Here is a 17,208-nt window from a genome sequence, read left to right as displayed (position 1 = left end):
TGGTGGACGATACTGGGCTTGAACCAGTGACCCCCGCCTTGTAAGGGCGGTGCTCTCCCAACTGAGCTAATCGTCCATCTCTGTGGTGGCGTATTATAGGGAGATCGTAATTTCTGTCAACTAAAACTAAAGCATTTTTTTGCTTTTTTTCATTAATTTAATTTAACTGCTGTAATAATCAACATCTTGATTATTTTGTACTCTTTTTGTTGGTTTGTTTTAGACAATAGATGTATTCAGTTTCATTGCCTGTTAAAATGTCGCCAATTTTTATCGACATCATTTTACGACTTCAGGACTTCCTTAAGTCTGAATATTATAGTGAGACTTTTATGAGCTTAACAACTCGATTTGCACCAAGCCCTACGGGATATTTACATGTTGGTGGCGCGCGTACCGCACTTTACAGTTGGTTATACGCTAAGAAAAATGGCGGTGACTTTATTCTTCGTATTGAAGACACTGATCTAGAGCGTTCTACGCAAGCGTCAGTTGATGCCATTATGGATGGTATGAACTGGCTAAACCTAGCATGGACACATGGTCCTTATTTCCAAACTAAACGTTTCGATCGCTATAAAGAAGTTATTGAGCAATTATTAGCATCTGGTCATGCTTACCGTTGTTACTGTACAGCAGAAGAAGTTGACGCCATGCGTGAAGAAGCTAAAGCAAAAGGTGAAATTGAAAAATACAATGGCATGTGGCGTGACCGCACTGATCACCCTGAAGATCAGCCTTATGTTATTCGCTTTAAAAATCCATTAGACGGTGATGTGGTTATTAAAGATATGGTAAAAGGTGATATTACGATAAGTAATGAGCAATTAGATGATTTAATTCTTGCTCGTACCGACGGTACACCAACATACAATTTAACCGTTGTTGTCGATGACTGGGATATGAAGGTATCACATGTGGTTCGTGGTGATGATCATATTAGTAATACCCCTAAGCAAATTAATATTTTAAAAGCCCTTGGTGCTGAAATCCCTGAGTATGCGCATATTCCGATGATTTTGGGTGATGACGGTAAACGTTTATCTAAACGTCATGGCGCCGTGAGTGTGATGCAATACCGTGATGACGGTTACTTACCTGAAGCATTATTAAACTATTTAGTACGTTTAGGTTGGTCACATGGCGATCAAGAAATATTCTCTCGTGAAGAAATGATCGAATTATTTGATTTGAAAGATTGTAACCGTGCGCCATCAGGCTTTAATACTGATAAACTTATTTGGGTAAATCAGCATTATATGAAAACTTTGGCTCCTGAGTATGTAGCAAAACATTTAGCTTGGCACATGGCAGATCAAGGTATCAATACGGATAATGGCCCAGCTTTAGAAGAAATTGTTAAAGTTCAGGCTGATCGCGTAAAAACTTTAAAAGAGATGGCAGAAATTTCTCGTTATTTTTATGAAGATTTTACTGAATTAGATGCAACAGCTGTTAAAAAGCATTTACGTCCCGTGGTAAAAGAGCCACTCATTTTAGTAAAACAAAAGTTAGCCGAATTAACGTCGTGGTCGCCAGAGCTTATTCATGCAGCAATTAATGATACTGCTACCGAGTTAGAAGTTGGTATGGGTAAAGTCGGTATGCCATTGCGTGTTGCGGCGACTGGTGGTGGTAATTCGCCTTCGCTCGATATTACTTTAGCTTTACTTGATCAAAACAAAGTGCTGGCAAGAATCGACCAAGCATTAGCGGTTGTAGAAGCTAGAATCGCAAATAGTTAATTTGTTGAATTATCATTAAAAAGCCAATGTTCTTTTTAAGACATTGGCTTTTGTTTTTTTAGCCTAGGGCGTGTTGATCTTTCGAGGTTAAATTTTGTTCAAAATAAAAGCCATTTATTCAAGGCGTGAGTTAAGTAGCATGGTTGTTCCATGTAAATAGCGAACAACGAATAAAAAATGGCTTTTAATTGAACCCTTCGGGCAACGTTTGTTTGTCATTTCTACTGCATTTTTGCTCATTGAGGTGGAATAACCACATAACAATCGCAATGCTTTGTATAAATACCAAACAAACAGTTGCAAAAATCATCGCGAAAGATCAACACGCCCTAATTATTTCTTTGTAAATGGGTGAAATTAAAGAGTCATATAATGGATACTACAGAAATATTATCACTACTAAAATCGGCGCAACCTGAAGCTTATTTAGGTCCGCAAGGGATAAAGTTTATTACCGATGAAAGAGCGATTCAAAAGGCTCAAATTGGTTATTCGATTGATAAAAATGGTGCGAATATTACCAGTAGTCAACAAGGTTCATGGCAACGAAATTGGTTGGTTATCGCGAAAGACACTGAGTTAGCTGACCCATATTTTGTTGAGGTAAATAGTGCTCATTTGCCCGTATATACGGCTGTTTTCAACGAAACAACCGAGCAATGGCAAACAACACTTGTAGCCACAAGGTTAACGGGGTTTATTGAATGTATTGATTTGCTTTTTCATTTTACTGAACAAAATGAACCGAAATTTGTTCCAGATAGTACGGCTATTTTTGATTTGGAAAAACTTGAAACCTTTGGAATGCAGCTTGCCAATATCAGTGAGAACACCGACTTTTGGAAAGGGTTTTTTATTAGTTACGTAGAGTGGCTACAAGATGAAAATGTTTAACAAAGACGATTATATTGGCAAAAAGATCAACAGCCCCTAATTGCTCAAATTAGCGATTCTCTTTTTTAGCGCTACACTAAATATATATTACAAGGAGAGAAATATCATGGTGTTACCTAAAACAGTCTATGAAAATTTACCTTATCTATATTTTTTAGCGAGCGGTGGTTTGCTGGCGCTTGGTGACGGGTGGGCATTAATTTTTTCAGCAGGAATATTTTATGCCGTTGCTTGTATTGTGTTAGTGTCTCGTTCAGCTCATCGACGTTTAGATAAACATAAAACGCATTCGATTAAATACCTTTTCCCTGAGCTTGTATATGAATACTTACCATACACTTATGTGGCTATTGGCATATTTGTTTTGATGAGTACCGTGAATCCACTGTATCAATTTGCCGCTTTTACGTTATTGGTTTTAGCGTTGCGAAATTTACTTTGTCGAAAAAATAATCGCGCTAAATCGCCCTCTTTATTTTGAAAAATGTAAACAATTACTCAGTAATTTAGCTCAGCAATTTAGTTCAGTAATTTAGTTCAGTAATTTTGCACAGGAAAATTTAGCTCAGGAAAATATTTAAACGGATTACTTTCTAAGAACCTTGTGGTTCATCATCATTAATAAGCGGCCAACCACCAAGTGTTTGCCATTTATTCACAATAAAACAAAATAATTCAGCGGTTTTTTCTGTGTCATATAATGCTGAATGTGCTTCTTTGTTATCAAAATCAATCTTTGCTGTTTTACACGCTTTTGCTAGCACAGTTTGACCTAAGGCGAGCCCAGACAAAGTTGTCGTATCGAAACTGACAAAAGGGTGAAAAGGTGAGCGCTTAATATTGCATCGCTCTGTTGCGGCATTAACAAAACCTAAATCGAACGCAGCATTATGGGCAACCATAATCGCGCGTTGACAACCAGCCGCTTTCATTTTTTTACGAATTAGTTTGAAAATGGCTTTTAGCGCTTCTTCCTCACTTACTGCACCTCGTAATGGATTGGTTGGATCTATTCCCGTAAATTCAAGGGCAGCTGGCTCTAAATTTGCCCCTTCAAAAGGCTCAACATTAAAATGTATCGTTTCGTCTAAACTGAAAAGTCCAGATTCTTCATCTAAGCGTAATGTACTTGCCGCTATTTCCAATAAGGCATCGGTAGTAGCGTTGAAACCCGCGGTTTCTACATCTACCACAACAGGGTAGTATCCTCTAAAACGTGCCGCATAAGCTGATTTTTCTTTACTCTTTTCTGGTGAGTTATTTATTATTTTTGTTTCTTCAGTCATATGCCTAATTCAAATACTTATGTTAATGCAAAGGGCATTATCGCAGAAAACCACCGTTTAACTAAAGTCTTTCTAGAAATATTTGTAAAGATCAGCCAGAATAAGTAAATAGTCGTTAAAGTTATTTAGTTTTGTGTCGATAAAATTTAAGAAGCTTAGTAATCAGATAAAATAGTTATGAAAAAAACGTTAATAGCCATAAGTTTGAGTATATTTGTTAGTCAGACCAATGCCGGCATCAGACAGTATCATGCTGATCTGGGTAGTTCGCAGTGGCAACTGACAAAAGATTCTCGACTAAAATGTACTTTATCGCATCAAATTCCTAATTATGGCGAAGCCAAATTTTACAGTACGGCTAATAGAAAAACTAATATGGAATTTGAACTAGACATGTTGCGCCTTCCTGATAATTATTCATTAGCACAAGTTAGAGCGGTTGCTCCTAATTGGCGTCCAGGTGTTGCGAGTAGAACTTTGGCCGATATGAAACTACATAAACAATTTGCTCCTGACCTACCTAAAAAGGTCGCTTGGACTATGTTATCTGAGCTTGAACAAGGTATGAGTCCTACGTTTTATTACGATGATTGGTATAACGATAACGATAAAATCGCCGTTGGATTATCCACATCACGCTTCCATAAAGCTTATCAAGATTTTGTTGGTTGTGTTGGCAATTTATTAAATTATAGTTTTGATGATATCGCCTATACAGTGCTTAACTTTGAATTTGGCAGTGATAAATTTACTAAATCATCGCAAAAAAGAATCTCCATGATCAAAGAATACTTAAGCTTAGATACGGATCTAGAGTTAGTATTAATCGATGGTTTTTCGGATAGTTATGGTGCTCGTAATATTAACCAAAAAACTTCTGAAAAACGCGCCAATAAAATCAGAGAATATTTTGTTCAAAACGGTATTGATGCAAGCCGTATTGAAGCAAAAGGTTATGGTGAAAAACGCCATATTGCTGCCAATGATACTGTGTTAGGTCGCGCTAAAAATAGACGTGTAGTGATAAGAATGGATAAGCCATAGCGTTAGCTAAAAACTTGAGCCGTTGAATCATTCGTTTTTAAAAAGCCTAACTTAATTAAGTTAGGCTTTTTTGTGTCAGAATTAACGTACGGTTTATTTTCATTGGCTCAAGCTTGTGAGGTTTTTTTGATTATTGTACTGAATAAACAAGCCAATAAATAAAATAATAGACCAGCGATGGCTCCCCATAAATGAGCATCTATCGCAACATCTGCATGAATAAGTTTGGTTATATCTTCACTTGGACCATATATTTGTTCGTGAGTTATTTTAATGATTGCACCTATTAATAACAGATAACCGGTTTTATCTTTGTGTGCGATATCTTTAAGTGCTCCCCAAATAAATAAGGCATGTAATACACCAGATAAACCGACATATTTTGTCATTTCAGGGGTTAATATAAAAATGGCGATGCTGATCACAATACTGCTAAATATTACAAGTAAACAATATTGTCTCGTAGAATAAAACTGCCCATGAAGTGCCCATAGTAAAATTATTGCGAGCGTATTTAATAATAAATGGGCATAATTAGTGTGAAAAACGTGACCAGTTAATAAACGCCAATATTGGTGGTCAATGACCAGTGAGCGATTATAAATAAATAATTCACTGATTTGACTGTTAAATATAAAGCAAGCCATCGCGACGATGAGTAATATAAACGGCGCAATTACATGAGTTGTTTGTATTGGAAGTTTTTTTAACTGGAACATAGTCTTATATTTAATCGTGTAGTGTTTTTATTATATGTCTCGACCTTATTGTAACGTATGTCAACGACCACAAGTTAGCTGTATTTGTCATTTAATTTACCCGACAAATAATGATATTCATGTGGTTGTTTTACAGCACCCCAGTGAAGAAAAACAAAGTAAAGGGACAGTGACACTTTTATCTCAGTCATTAGCTTCATGTCAGGTATTTATTGCGGAAGACTTTACTGAACATGAAGCATTTTTAGCCGTCTTAAAACAATATAAAGGCCATATTGCTTTAGTTTACCCTTCTGAACAGGCTGAAATCATAAAGGAAAACGCTAATAATCATTTAGCAAACGATATAAAGTGTATTATTTTACTCGATGGTACATGGAAAAAAGCGTATCGTATCTATATGATAAATGAAGTATTACAGAAAATACCTCAACGAGTATTACCCGATAATATACTTGGTCAATATCAGATAAGAAAAACACAAAAACCAGGAGCGTTATCAACGTTAGAAGCTTGTTGTTATGGTTTGGCGCTGATGGAAAATGATAAAGACAAGTATTCTGGCTTGCTTAATCAGTTTATTAACTTTAATCAAATGCAATTATCGTTTGTGGTAAAACGATAATATTAAATTTCAAAGGTAAGATATGTTTGTAAAGTTTTATCAAAGTATATGTATTAGTGCGCTGTTGGTTTATAGCATTGGATCGGTAAACGCTGAGCCACTGAATAGTCAGTCGTTGATACAGGAAGATAGAGAGCCAGAAGCAGCGACGGGGATTATTGAAAAAAAGGCAGTTAAAACAAAAACGTATATGGTTGCTGCTGCCAATCCTTATGCAAGTAAGATTGGTAACAATATTTTAGCACAAGGGGGAAGTGCTATTGATGCCGCTATTGCTGTGCAATTAGCATTAACCTTAGTTGAACCTCAATCTTCTGGTATCGGTGGTGGGGCGTTTATTCTTCATTGGGATAATAATAACAATAAACTGACAACTTTTGACGGCAGAGAAACAGCTCCTGGGTTAGCTACATCCGGTTTGTTTCTTGATGAGAAAGGAAAAGCAATTCCGTGGATCAAAGCTGTTGTTGGTGGTCGCTCTGTGGGAGTTCCTGGTGTTTTAGCTTCATTACATAAAGCGCATCAACAATATGGCAAACTTCCTTGGCAGGCATTATTTAAAGATGCAATTAATCTAGCAGAGAGAGGCTTTACTGTTTCTCCTCGATTAGCGAAGTTAGTTGAAATGCAATATAACCCTGGTATTACTGAGTTACCCAATATTCGTCGTTATTTATTTCCTAATGGTCGAGCGATTAAAGCTGGAGATAAACTAAGAAATCCAAAACTTGGTAAGGTCTACCGAAGTCTTGCAAAAGAGGGGATAAAACCTTTCTATCAAGGTTGGATTGCTGAAAAAATTGTTTCAGCAGTACAAAACTCATCAATCGCACCAGGATTATTATCGTTAAATGATATGAAAAACTATCAGGCTATAGAAAGAGAGCCAGTTTGTGGGCCTTATCGATTCTATAAAGTCTGTGGTATGGCTCCGCCAAGTTCAGGGGGAATTGCGGTTATCCAAATTATGGCGCAATTAGAGCCGTTTCAATTACACAAACGTGAACTTGAAGATGTGCAAACTTCCCATTTGTATACACAAAGTTCACGTTTAGCCTTTGCTGATCGCAATCGATATATTGCAGATAGTGATTTTGTTGATGTGCCAGTATCAGGTTTGTTATCAAAAGAGTATTTAGCACAACGTTCAAAGTTAATTAACATTCATCAAGATATGGGACCAGCTCAACCAGGTGAACCTGTTGGCAGTGTCGCCTTAGCAGATGATTTAGCTTTAGAATTACCATCTACCAGTCATATTTCTATTGTTGATGATCAGGGGAACGCTGTTTCTATGACTACCAGTATTGAAATGGCATTTGGTTCAGCAGTGATGGTTGAAGGTTTTATTCTAAATAATCAATTAACTGATTTTTCATTATCACCGAAAGTAAACGGTAAACTTGTAGCAAACCGTTTAGAGCCATTAAAAAGACCGCGCAGTTCAATGGCGCCAATGATGGTGTTTGAAGGTGAAAAACTAAAATTGGTGGTGGGCTCTCCTGGCGGCAGTCGAATTATTAATTATGTAACACAAACGATTTTAGCCATACTTGATTGGCAACTTGACCCTCAACAAGCGATAAATTTACCTAAAATTACTAACAGAAATAAAGTCACAACCTTAGAAAAGAACACTTCAATTCTTAAATTAAAATCAGGTTTAGAGGCAAAAGGGCATAACATTGTGGTCAGAGATTTAAACAGTGGTATTCATGCTATTGAAGTGAGAAATAGTGGTTTGATAGGTGGTGCAGACCCTCGCAGAGAGGGAAAAGTGATGGGGAAATAATTTTTACTGTAATTGTTAACGATAAGACATAAAAAAATGGCCATTTAAGGCCATTTTTTTAAATTTAAATTTTGTTAATTTAGGAGTTGTGCTGATAGCTAAAAAGGATCTTTTAATATTTTATCTATCACCCATTTATCATCTACTTGCAGTAACGATACGCGTTTTACATCTTTAAGATTATCGTCATGATAAACACCATTAAAATAAACGGTAATTACTGCCTTGTTTTTAAATTGTTCTCGTACTTTTACGCCGGTATCGTCAGGGGTAATTTCGACCTTGTCATACGACATATTAAAGAGATGTCTGCCTACGGCTTTCGCTGATTTATAGTGAAGAATAATACGTGCCAATTTAGGGGAGCAAACTGAAGCCGCTTTTGTAATATCTTTTTCATTATATAGGGCATTAAAAAAAGCAACAGTTACTAATTCTGGATTATCTATTTCACTAATAGGCTCCTCACCATCATTACACCCAACTAACGTGAAAAGCAGTAAAAAAAGAGATGTTTTAAAATATTTATACATAATGAGAAGTTTTTAACCTGTTAATAGTAATATCATACAATAAAGTAAAGTCTAAGTTCTACGCTTAAAGAAGCTAAGTAATAGATATTTATCAGTTTATATGAATTGTATTATAGTCTAAAAATAAAAAAAGGTGCCGAGGCACCTTTTAGTTATTGAATTGAAACTGATCGTTTCATTTACATTGTTAAATCACTATATTATTGAACAAGTTCTTTATCTGAAAAAGTATCAGTGAATAAAGCACTTGATAAATAACGCTCAGCAGAACTTGGCAATATTACCACAATGTTTTTATCGGCATTTTCTGGTTTCTCTGCTAAACGTTTTGCTGCAACAACAGCCGCCCCAGAAGAAATACCGGCTAAAATACCTTCTTCTTTCATTAGTTTGTGGGCCATTTCCATTGCATCTTCATTTGATACTTGTTCAACGGCATCGATCACATCAAGATCTAAGTTTCCTGGAATAAAACCAGCTCCGATCCCTTGAATTTTATGCGGTCCAGGTTTTAATTCTTCACCCGCTAATTTTTGCGAAATAACAGGAGAGTCAACAGGTTCAACAGCAACAGAAGTGATATTTTTACCCGCAACATTTTTTATGTAACGACTTACACCAGTAATTGTACCGCCTGTACCAACACCCGCTACAAAAATATCAATGTTGCCATCAGTATCTTCCCAAATTTCAGGACCGGTAGTTTTCTCATGAATTTCAGGGTTAGCTGGGTTTTCAAATTGACCTAATAAAACAAATTTCTCAGGATCTGAATCTTTTATTTCTTGAGCTTTAGCAATAGCACCACCCATACCTTTTGCGCCATCAGTTAATTCTAGTTTTGCGCCTAAAGCGGATAATAATTTTCTGCGTTCTAAACTCATCGTTGCCGGCATAGTTAATGTAATACCATAGCCTCTAGCAGCAGCAACAAAAGCTAAAGCAATCCCTGTATTGCCACTAGTTGGTTCTACAATTTCTTTGCCTGCCACTAACTCACCACGCTTTTCTGCATCCCAAATCATATTTGCGCCGATGCGGCATTTAACACTAAAGCTTGGATTTCTTGACTCTACCTTAGCAAAAACGTTACCACCAGTGACTCTATTTAGTTTAACAAGTGGTGTTTTACCAATTGCTGTTGAGTTATCTTCAAATATATTAGGCATTTGCTATTCCTTTGGAACATTAGTTATTTATTAGTTTTTAAGACAGCAATTAACTAATTTAGTAGGTTGCTATCTATTAAGGGTAATATTAGCGTTTATTTAGTTAAAAAGAAGTGACGATTCGTTATATCTTATATTCTAAAATGGAATAAGCTTATCTTATGTGGTACTGGTTGTTATTGTTGATAAGTGTCGTAATAAATAGATGTTAATACGTTCGTTATTTTGATGAAAATCCGAAGGAAAGATGATGACTTCAGAGAATAGTTTAAAAACAAACACACAAAAAGCCCATGTGTTAACGGTGCAAGAAACAAAGCAAATCTTAACGCCTTTTGCTTTTGAAATTGATAAGTCGTTATTTGGTTTACCTTTAGCAACCCCATGGAAGAGAGGCGCTGCTTTGTGTATCGATTTTATGCTTATCTTCTTGTTAGCTGAAACACCTAGTGAAGTTTTAGCCTTTGTTGTGGGCTTAACATTTTTTCGTATCGGCAGTAAAAAAAGAGCGCAACAATTAGGTAAAAGAAGAGGATTGCGTAAATTCTTACTCAGAATCTTAGGGACGATTATCTTATTAAGTATATTAGCTTCAACGGTGCCAAACCTGTTTGATTCTTTGACTAAAAACGAAACAGCTAATACAGAGCTAGTAAACGAGGAAGTCAGCAGTGAGAAAATTAACGCTGAGCATTCTTCAAACAATACGGTTGAACTAGCAAAAAATATTGCAAAACCAGATTCAAACACCACGATAGGGCCACAAGATACACAATCATTTGTATATAAAGGCGTTGAATGGGGCAAAGGTGTGATAAATGATCTCGGCTTGAGTTTTGGTTGGGCAGTTTTTTATTTTACCGTGTTAACAGCTTTATGGAATGGCCAAACACCAGGAAAAAAACTCCTGAAAATTCGGGTCATTCAGCTTGATGGTTCTCCTTTGTCAATTTGGGATAGTTTTGGGCGTTACGGAGGATATGGCGCAGGGTTAGCAACAGGTTTACTAGGCTTTTTACAGATTTATTGGGATCCCAATCGACAAGCTATTCATGACAAAATTTCAGCAACCATAGTTATTGATGTGAAAAAAGCTAATAAGAGAGAGCAAACGAGTTAACTTTTCTTATTAGCAATTTATTAAATTATTTGATTTTATTAATGGCCTTTAAATTGATTTTTCTGGGTCTTGATCGAATTCAGGTTTAGGTTTAAGTTTAGAAAAATTTAAGGCATCCAAGCATAGCTAATTTTAGTGAAAAAGGTTCGTTGCTCTCGCTCTAAATGATTCAAATAATCATCTTGATAACTATTATCAGAATAGCCTAAGTAAAACACCGTTTGTGGGTTCAGTTTGTAAGCATAAATTAATTGGCTTGATAAATTCTTATTTCTTTTTGAAACATTAAGATAAGGGTTATTATCTGGGGTTCTATCAATATCACTATGCACTAAATTTAACTTTAAATAACTATGAACATCAAACTGATATGAAATACGCAACTCCGTTAAACTGGCTTGATAAACATTTGCGTCATTTGCATCTAATTTACTATTGGTATAATAAAGTTCAGCTTCTAAATGGCGTGTAAAATTATAGGAAAGGTTCGCGTATAGCTCTCGATAATCACCTAAACGGTTATTACGATAATCAATTTTATCACCGACGATGAATTCTGTTTCTAGGTATAATTGAGAATTAGGTTGAACATTTGCATAGAAGGTAGCTAATTTCTCCGTAAATCGAGTAGTGTTTCCATCTATGGCTAAGCTCGACTCATTTTCACGCAAGCCAATTTTATCAGCATAAGTAAACATAGCATCAAAGGTTGATAACATGGGGCCATCAATGGTGAAGCTTGTTGCGAGTGTTTTATCTAATAACTCACCTTTTTCATTGTGTTTTATTTGCCAAAGCCCAGATATTTTTGCTTCTTGCCAAAACGTATTATCTTCACCATAAAAGAGGCGATCGAGTAATATTTTATCTGATTGATAATCAGCTCTAGGCATGTAACCTAAATCAGCTCTAAATTTTTTGCCAATATTTTGGTGTTCTGCAGTGATATTCCAGTATTCAGAATTATGCTCAAAGCTCGCTTTATAAGCTAAATCTGTGATCTCATTGTCAAACTTTGTCCGATGTACTTGTTCTGAGAATTGACAATTTCCAAAGATACAATCGACATCCTTTGCTTGATCACAGTCGCTATCATTGTCGCCATAGCAAAAACTTTGATACAGATCTGTTGGATATTGAGTATTCGAATTAAGTAATTGTCCTGAAAAGGTATTTGAGTCATCAAAGCGGTATTTACTATCAATACCAAATACATAGTTATGATAATCATCTGCGGTTCTCAATGTACTAATAGCGCCTACAGAAAGATCATCGGTAAAGTCGTAGCGATATTTGAACGCAGCCGAATGACTTTCTCTATTTAATGTCGCTAAATCAGAGCCGGTATTACCAGGAACGAAAAAGTTAGTTTCAGTATCGTTCGTGATAAAAAAACCATAGCTATGAGATTGTTCGGTGCCGGTTATTTTAGCTCCGTAATCAGGATCCGCAATATTTCGTGTGTAAACCAGATCATAATTGCTGGAGAAGTAATCAGCGTTTTCAAGGAAAAAAGGGCGTTTTTCATCATAAAATAAGGAATAGGTTTTATTTATGCTTAATTGGCCTGAATCCACTTCTACTGTTGAAAAGTCAGGATTAAGGGTAACATTTAATAAGGTATTTGCATTGATGCCCCAACGCATATCAATACCGGCATCTAAATCATTATCGCTTTGCCACTTGTCATCAGGGTTATAAATATCTTTTGTTTCATTTTTATTGGCAACAATTGCCGGAGTAACCATTAGGTTTTTTCCGGTTTTAGCTTCTTTGAAACCATGAATTTCAGGATACTGACACAACCAACAATCGTTATTTCGATCTAAGGGAATATGAGAAATACGTAAACGAGTATCTCTTGGATATGAGCGAATTAATTCAAATGCCCACGTTTTAACATCGTTGTTATCTTCAAAATTGAGTATGCGATATGGGATCGCTATTTCTACTTGATAGCCTTCAGGAGTAATTTTACCGTACGAATCCCAAATGCCATTCCAAGAATCGTTACTGCTTCCGGTCATTTCGTTTTTAATACTATCAAGCTGAACGCCGAATGGATTGACAAAAAATTCGTAATTTAAACGGCGGTTATTAAAAGTATCAAATTTAATCCCAACTATATCATCACCCCAACGGGTATCTCGGTCTCCTAAAAACGCTTGAATTTTTTCAGGCTGAGGATCTTCGGCGATAAAGCTGACATAAATATATTCACCATTTTCGATGATTTTAGCGGTTGTTTTAACCGGACTGGCTTTGTTATTCCATGGATAATTGACGATGGATAAATCAAAGGTTTTCGCGTGTTGCCAAATTTCATCATGCAACTCGCCATCAATTTTTGCTGAAAGCTTAACTGAGGGCATATTAATGGGGGGGACGATTTCTTGCGCGAATGTTTGTATAGGGTTGTTGATAAACAACACAACTGAACAAATAGTCAATAAGCAGTAACGACTGATTAACTGCATGGAGCACTCCCAATTATTATTATTTTTTTGACTGCTTTATTACAGTACATCCTTTGACATAGATTTTTACAAATATAGTGTGGTAATACAATGAAAATTAATAATTTGTTAATATTTGCTTGTCTTCTTAATTACAAATTTAATGATAGAGAGGATTATACTTTCTATATTGAATTTTCAGAGTGAATTATTATTTAGTAGTCGAATATTAAGAATAACTACTGCATAATCTTAATAAGTTTAAATAGTTACTAATATTATGTTTATTTCAATTTTAAATGTTTTTGCATTAGCTTGCTTTTTAATGTGTTGGTTTGGCTATACAGTTTTCGCTAAAAGAAAAGCGAAAGATACTAATTGTATTGCAAAATGCTTACATCAGCACAGAATTCACTGGATGTATGAAGTGATCACACGAGATATAAGGGTAGGTGAAGCAGCATTGCTTGCTAATCTAGAAAGAAATATTGCCTTCTTTGCCTCTTCTACATTACTGGTTTTAGCGGGTGTATTAACACTATTCTCTCAAGTTGAAAAACTAGAAGCAGTGATACAATCTATTCCTTATGCCGAACTGTCTTCACATTCGGTTGTGCAATTTAAACTCGGCTTATTAGCGTTTATTTTTGTGCTGGCCTTTTTTCAATTTACTTGGTCAATGCGTCAATATGGTTTTATCAATGTGATGATAGGGGCTGCGCCGATTGATGAGTCAGGCACGAATGAAAATTTACGCAGTTATGCAAAACAAATGGCTATAGTGCAAGACCAAGCGGCACATTCATATAATTATGGTTTACGTTCATATTATTTTTCTATGGCGGCTATCTGCTGGTTCTTTCATCCATTACTCTTTATTTTTGCTAGCCTTTTTGTTGTTTACACCTTATTTATTCGAGAATTTAAATCGAAAACGGTTAAAGCAATCACAGCTGGCCAAGAATTTTTAGATATTGAACGTAACACTAGATTTCCACCCGTTGAAACCCTTAAGAAAAATGAGTCATAGTTATGCACAATACTCAACATCTGACTTTGATAACTTTGATTGTTTAAAAATATCAAAGCTTATTTATCTTATTGTGGTCTTTGTTCTACGAGGCTATATCGTTTGGTTAATGTCGGTATCAAATTTAAGAGATAAAGTTGGGGTGATACAGTGGATTTATCCAGAGCCTAGTCTTTTTTATTTAAGTTTATTATCCGGCAGTTTAGGATTGTTTGTATTAGTTATTCTAAGTTTAAGAAGGCCAGAAGCTAAGCTTTGGATAAAAAATAGTTGGCGATATATTCGTGTTATTTTGATGTCAGCACTGATCTTTGATTTAGCGGTCAATCTCATCGGGTATTTTTACTGGCAAATTCAAACATTAACTTGGGTAATAGTAAATGCCAGTGTAGTTATTTTGTTTGGTTTTTTGTTATTTAAAAATAATCGAATTCAAATCAATATCGCTGAATTTCCAGAAAAGTTACCGGAATAATATCAGCAAGCAATCATCGTTAATTAGTGCAATACACAGATAGGTTATATTTTGACAAAAGAAGATAATAAAGAACAACGCCTCGTTATTCTTGATACCGAAACAACCGGGATTAACCCAAGAGAAGGGCACCGAATTGTTGAAATTGGTTGTGTAGAAATGATCAATCGACAACTTACCGGGAGAACTTATCACGCTTATATCAAACCTATGCAGCATGGTATGCAAATGATCATGGATCAAGAAGTTATCAATGTTCATGGTTTAACGGATGAATTTCTCAGTGATAAACCCCAATTTGATCAGGTAGCACAAGAGTTTATTGATTTTATCAAAGGTGCTGAACTTGTTATTCATAATGCTAAATTTGATGTTGGTTTTATGGATCATGAGTTTTCAATGGCAAAAGCAAATTTACCCATGACGCATGATATCTGTACTGTGACAGATACTTTAAAAGTGTCAAAAGATGAATTTGGCTCCCCTAAAACCTTAGACTTTTTGGCAAGGCATTATCGAGTTGATAAATTAGTTGATCGAACTTATCACGGCGCTTTGATTGATGCTCAGTTGCTAGGCTTTGTTTACATTGAAATGACGCGTAAACAATCGGCATTAAATTTAACGGTTGGTGAAGGAAGCTCAGAAGGTGAAGACGCTAATGCCATTAAACGTTTACCGGTAAACCGTGAAAAATTAAAGATTATCTATGCAACGGCCGATGAAGTAATAGAACATCAAAAAAGATTAGCCATTGTTGCTGAAAAGGGGAGCGAACCCATATGGAAAAATTGAGTTGGTTAAAAATTTGGGCATTAGTGGTAATTATCTTTTTACCTGCTGATTTGACTGCACAAGATCAAATGCCCGATGTAAAATATTATGAACAAGATGATATAACCAATCAAATTCCATATTTTGATAATCGATTTCATATTGATGCGCAACTGGATGAAATTACGTTACTTTTTTATCGAAAAAACGGTTCACCACCTATCATTTTAGTACGTCCAGATGGCAGTAAATTGAAAGTGAATAACTTTCCGAAAGATAAAGTTGAATGGTATGACGATAGAACCTTTGATTTAATTACGATTAAGCAACCTATGCCTGGGCCTTGGCAAGCGATTGGTGATATTTTACCTAATAGCAAAATCATGTTGGTTTCTGAAGTAACGTTAAAAGTTGATCCGATCCCAGAAATTGCTTTATCAGGCGAGACGTTAAAAATAAAAGGGCAAATATTTAATCGGGAGCAAGTCGTTGATGATCCTTTGTTTGATGATGTAGTGAAACTTGACGTTGATTTTTTTAGTACCAACAATACTAGTTACGATAATTTTGGTGCTCAACCCATTCAAATAGGCTCATTTAGAGATGATGGCTATGATTTAGATGAATATGCCAAAGATGGAATCTTTACCGCAGAATTTAATTTAGATTTTTCACCAGGTGAATGGTTACCCATCTATAAAGTCATTATGCCAATGGCAACACGCGAGCTACGACAAAAACCAATTATTTTACAAGCAAACCCCGTTACCATTACTGTTGAAACAACTACCGATCCACTAGAGTTTCATATTGTTACTTTAAACCTTGATGATACTTTTATAGATCCAGACAGTATGGTCTTTCAAGGGAAAATAACGTTTCCTGATAAACAAACTGAACCATTTGCCATTATGCAAGGGAGTGGTATAACTCGGGTGAAACAAGTAGGTTATACAGAGCCAGGTATTCATCGTATTAGTTTAAATGCCTTTGGTGAAACTATAAATGGGAGAGAATTTCGATTAGTAGTGCCAGATTTTTCATTTAATGTTGATCGATTAAATGGTCCGCTTGTTCCTACACTTGAAGATGATGCAATCAGTCAAGCTGAGCAAGCTGCTGAAGCCTTAGCAGCTAAAATTGCCGAAGATAAAGCACAACTTGAAATGGAAATAGCACAAGCTAAAGCAGAGCAAGAAGCAGCGCAACAGCAAACCTTGATAATTATTGGCATTTCAAATCTAGTGATCATGTTAATTGCTGCTGGAGTTTTTGTTTTTATCCGAAAGAAAAAGCAATAATTTGACGTTTTAAACGAAAAACTACTTATATTTGTCGAGTTTTTCTGCTTATTGGTCATCAATTGTTCATATAGGTAAATGAATATAAAAAAGTGGTTGACGCATTCGATTGTTAACCGTATTATTCCCGCCGCATTCAACGACTTGTTGTTGAAAGCAGCGATTAATATGCGGAGTGGTAGTTCAGTTGGTTAGAATACCGGCCTGTCACGCCGGGGGTCGCGGGTTCGAGTCCCGTCCACTCC

At 35.8% G+C, this 17,208-nt stretch carries 16 protein-coding genes and 2 tRNA genes; 12 read left to right on the top strand and 6 right to left on the bottom strand.

The features are described from left to right. Positions 1-76 (bottom strand) — tRNA-Val (locus tag Q4493_RS17670). 256 nt (positions 77-332) lie between these two features. Between Q4493_RS17670 and gltX the strand changes: the two genes are divergently transcribed. The 3 genes from gltX (at position 333) to Q4493_RS17655 (ending at position 3,120) form a co-directional block, all read left to right on the top strand. Then, entirely contained in the window at positions 333-1,745 is a 1,413-nt protein-coding gene (gene gltX, locus Q4493_RS17665) for a glutamate--tRNA ligase (protein ID WP_303455590.1), read from the top strand. A 372-nt stretch (positions 1,746-2,117) separates the two neighbouring features. Beyond that, positions 2,118-2,639 (top strand): hypothetical protein, encoded by a 522-nt coding sequence (locus tag Q4493_RS17660; protein WP_303455588.1) that lies wholly within the window; start codon positions 2,118-2,120, stop codon positions 2,637-2,639. Positions 2,640-2,745: 106 nt separating this feature from the next. After that, positions 2,746-3,120, top strand: a complete 375-nt coding sequence (locus tag Q4493_RS17655) for a hypothetical protein (protein WP_303455586.1) — start codon at positions 2,746-2,748, stop codon at positions 3,118-3,120. A 112-nt stretch (positions 3,121-3,232) separates the two neighbouring features. Here the strand turns inward: Q4493_RS17655 and rnt are convergent, their stop codons facing one another. After that, entirely contained in the window at positions 3,233-3,925 is a 693-nt protein-coding gene (rnt, locus tag Q4493_RS17650) for a ribonuclease T (RefSeq protein WP_303455583.1), read from the bottom strand. A gap of 177 nt (positions 3,926-4,102) precedes the next feature. Between rnt and Q4493_RS17645 the strand changes: the two genes are divergently transcribed. Next, positions 4,103-4,969: an OmpA family protein gene (locus Q4493_RS17645; RefSeq protein WP_303455580.1), complete on the top strand. Its 867-nt coding sequence runs from the start codon at positions 4,103-4,105 to the stop codon at positions 4,967-4,969. Positions 4,970-5,076: 107 nt separating this feature from the next. Here the strand turns inward: Q4493_RS17645 and rrtA are convergent, their stop codons facing one another. Beyond that, on the bottom strand, positions 5,077-5,688 hold the full coding sequence (rrtA, locus tag Q4493_RS17640; RefSeq protein WP_303455577.1) for a rhombosortase: 612 nt from the start codon (positions 5,686-5,688) through the stop codon (positions 5,077-5,079). A gap of 34 nt (positions 5,689-5,722) precedes the next feature. On the opposite strand from rrtA, the gene Q4493_RS17635 reads away from it, so the two are divergent. Beyond that, positions 5,723-6,313, top strand: a complete 591-nt coding sequence (locus Q4493_RS17635) for a tRNA-uridine aminocarboxypropyltransferase (protein ID WP_303455575.1) — start codon at positions 5,723-5,725, stop codon at positions 6,311-6,313. Positions 6,314-6,335: 22 nt separating this feature from the next. Further along, positions 6,336-8,105: a gamma-glutamyltransferase gene (ggt, locus tag Q4493_RS17630; protein WP_303455573.1), complete on the top strand. Its 1,770-nt coding sequence runs from the start codon at positions 6,336-6,338 to the stop codon at positions 8,103-8,105. A 98-nt stretch (positions 8,106-8,203) separates the two neighbouring features. Here ggt and Q4493_RS17625 read toward each other — a convergent pair whose 3' ends face one another. Continuing rightward, positions 8,204-8,638 carry a hypothetical protein gene (locus tag Q4493_RS17625; RefSeq protein ID WP_303455571.1) on the bottom strand — a complete coding sequence of 145 codons (435 nt, stop codon included), beginning with the start codon at positions 8,636-8,638 and terminating at the stop codon, positions 8,204-8,206. 200 nt (positions 8,639-8,838) lie between these two features. Next, positions 8,839-9,807: a cysteine synthase A gene (gene cysK, locus Q4493_RS17620; RefSeq protein ID WP_303455569.1), complete on the bottom strand. Its 969-nt coding sequence runs from the start codon at positions 9,805-9,807 to the stop codon at positions 8,839-8,841. 250 nt (positions 9,808-10,057) lie between these two features. Here cysK and Q4493_RS17615 point away from each other — a divergent pair, with 250 nt between their 5' ends. Then, a complete protein-coding gene (locus Q4493_RS17615) occupies positions 10,058-10,927 on the top strand; it encodes an RDD family protein (RefSeq protein ID WP_303455567.1) in 870 nt (289 codons plus the stop codon). A gap of 107 nt (positions 10,928-11,034) precedes the next feature. Here the strand turns inward: Q4493_RS17615 and Q4493_RS17610 are convergent, their stop codons facing one another. Then, entirely contained in the window at positions 11,035-13,404 is a 2,370-nt protein-coding gene (locus tag Q4493_RS17610; RefSeq protein ID WP_303455565.1) for a carbohydrate binding family 9 domain-containing protein, read from the bottom strand. A 259-nt stretch (positions 13,405-13,663) separates the two neighbouring features. On the opposite strand from Q4493_RS17610, the gene Q4493_RS17605 reads away from it, so the two are divergent. The 5 genes from Q4493_RS17605 (at position 13,664) to Q4493_RS17585 (ending at position 17,208) form a co-directional block, all read left to right on the top strand. Beyond that, positions 13,664-14,413: a DUF599 domain-containing protein gene (locus tag Q4493_RS17605; RefSeq protein ID WP_303455563.1), complete on the top strand. Its 750-nt coding sequence runs from the start codon at positions 13,664-13,666 to the stop codon at positions 14,411-14,413. Next, positions 14,403-14,888, top strand: coding sequence for a DUF2919 family protein (locus tag Q4493_RS17600; RefSeq protein ID WP_303455522.1), 486 nt, complete (start codon positions 14,403-14,405; stop codon positions 14,886-14,888). The genes Q4493_RS17605 and Q4493_RS17600 overlap by 11 nt, the downstream gene beginning before the upstream one ends. Positions 14,889-14,939: 51 nt before the next feature. Next, positions 14,940-15,683 (top strand): DNA polymerase III subunit epsilon, encoded by a 744-nt coding sequence (gene dnaQ / locus Q4493_RS17595; protein WP_303455520.1) that lies wholly within the window; start codon positions 14,940-14,942, stop codon positions 15,681-15,683. Then, positions 15,671-16,963, top strand: coding sequence for a TIGR03503 family protein (locus tag Q4493_RS17590; RefSeq protein ID WP_303455518.1), 1,293 nt, complete (start codon positions 15,671-15,673; stop codon positions 16,961-16,963). Before dnaQ ends, Q4493_RS17590 begins: the two co-directional genes overlap by 13 nt. Before the next feature lie 172 nt (positions 16,964-17,135). Continuing rightward, positions 17,136-17,208, top strand: a tRNA-Asp gene (locus Q4493_RS17585).

Origin of the sequence: Colwellia sp. 1_MG-2023 (genome assembly GCF_030546755.1) — a bacterium.
In the GTDB taxonomy this organism is placed as follows: Bacteria; Pseudomonadota; Gammaproteobacteria; order Enterobacterales; family Alteromonadaceae; genus Thalassotalea_H.
Note: the sequence above shows the minus strand (reverse complement) of the source record. Positions and strands in the feature narration are given on the sequence as shown.

Excerpts from the sequence above, each read along its gene's own strand:
- Q4493_RS17610 (WP_303455565.1), bottom strand. The coding sequence starts at position 13,404 with ATGCAGTTAATCAGTCGTTACTGCTTATTGACTATTTGTTCAGTTGTG.
- Q4493_RS17635 (WP_303455575.1), top strand. The coding sequence starts at position 5,723 with ATGTCTCGACCTTATTGTAACGTATGTCAACGACCACAAGTTAGCTGT.
- Q4493_RS17655 (WP_303455586.1), top strand. The coding sequence starts at position 2,746 with ATGGTGTTACCTAAAACAGTCTATGAAAATTTACCTTATCTATATTTT.
- ggt (WP_303455573.1), top strand. The coding sequence starts at position 6,336 with ATGTTTGTAAAGTTTTATCAAAGTATATGTATTAGTGCGCTGTTGGTT.
- Q4493_RS17615 (WP_303455567.1), top strand. The coding sequence starts at position 10,058 with ATGACTTCAGAGAATAGTTTAAAAACAAACACACAAAAAGCCCATGTG.
- rnt (WP_303455583.1), bottom strand. The coding sequence starts at position 3,925 with ATGACTGAAGAAACAAAAATAATAAATAACTCACCAGAAAAGAGTAAA.
- Q4493_RS17660 (WP_303455588.1), top strand. The coding sequence starts at position 2,118 with ATGGATACTACAGAAATATTATCACTACTAAAATCGGCGCAACCTGAA.
- cysK (WP_303455569.1), bottom strand. The coding sequence starts at position 9,807 with ATGCCTAATATATTTGAAGATAACTCAACAGCAATTGGTAAAACACCA.
- Q4493_RS17605 (WP_303455563.1), top strand. The coding sequence starts at position 13,664 with ATGTTTATTTCAATTTTAAATGTTTTTGCATTAGCTTGCTTTTTAATG.
- Q4493_RS17625 (WP_303455571.1), bottom strand. The coding sequence starts at position 8,638 with ATGTATAAATATTTTAAAACATCTCTTTTTTTACTGCTTTTCACGTTA.
- rrtA (WP_303455577.1), bottom strand. The coding sequence starts at position 5,688 with ATGTTCCAGTTAAAAAAACTTCCAATACAAACAACTCATGTAATTGCG.
- Q4493_RS17645 (WP_303455580.1), top strand. The coding sequence starts at position 4,103 with ATGAAAAAAACGTTAATAGCCATAAGTTTGAGTATATTTGTTAGTCAG.
- Q4493_RS17600 (WP_303455522.1), top strand. The coding sequence starts at position 14,403 with ATGAGTCATAGTTATGCACAATACTCAACATCTGACTTTGATAACTTT.
- gltX (WP_303455590.1), top strand. The coding sequence starts at position 333 with ATGAGCTTAACAACTCGATTTGCACCAAGCCCTACGGGATATTTACAT.
- Q4493_RS17590 (WP_303455518.1), top strand. The coding sequence starts at position 15,671 with ATGGAAAAATTGAGTTGGTTAAAAATTTGGGCATTAGTGGTAATTATC.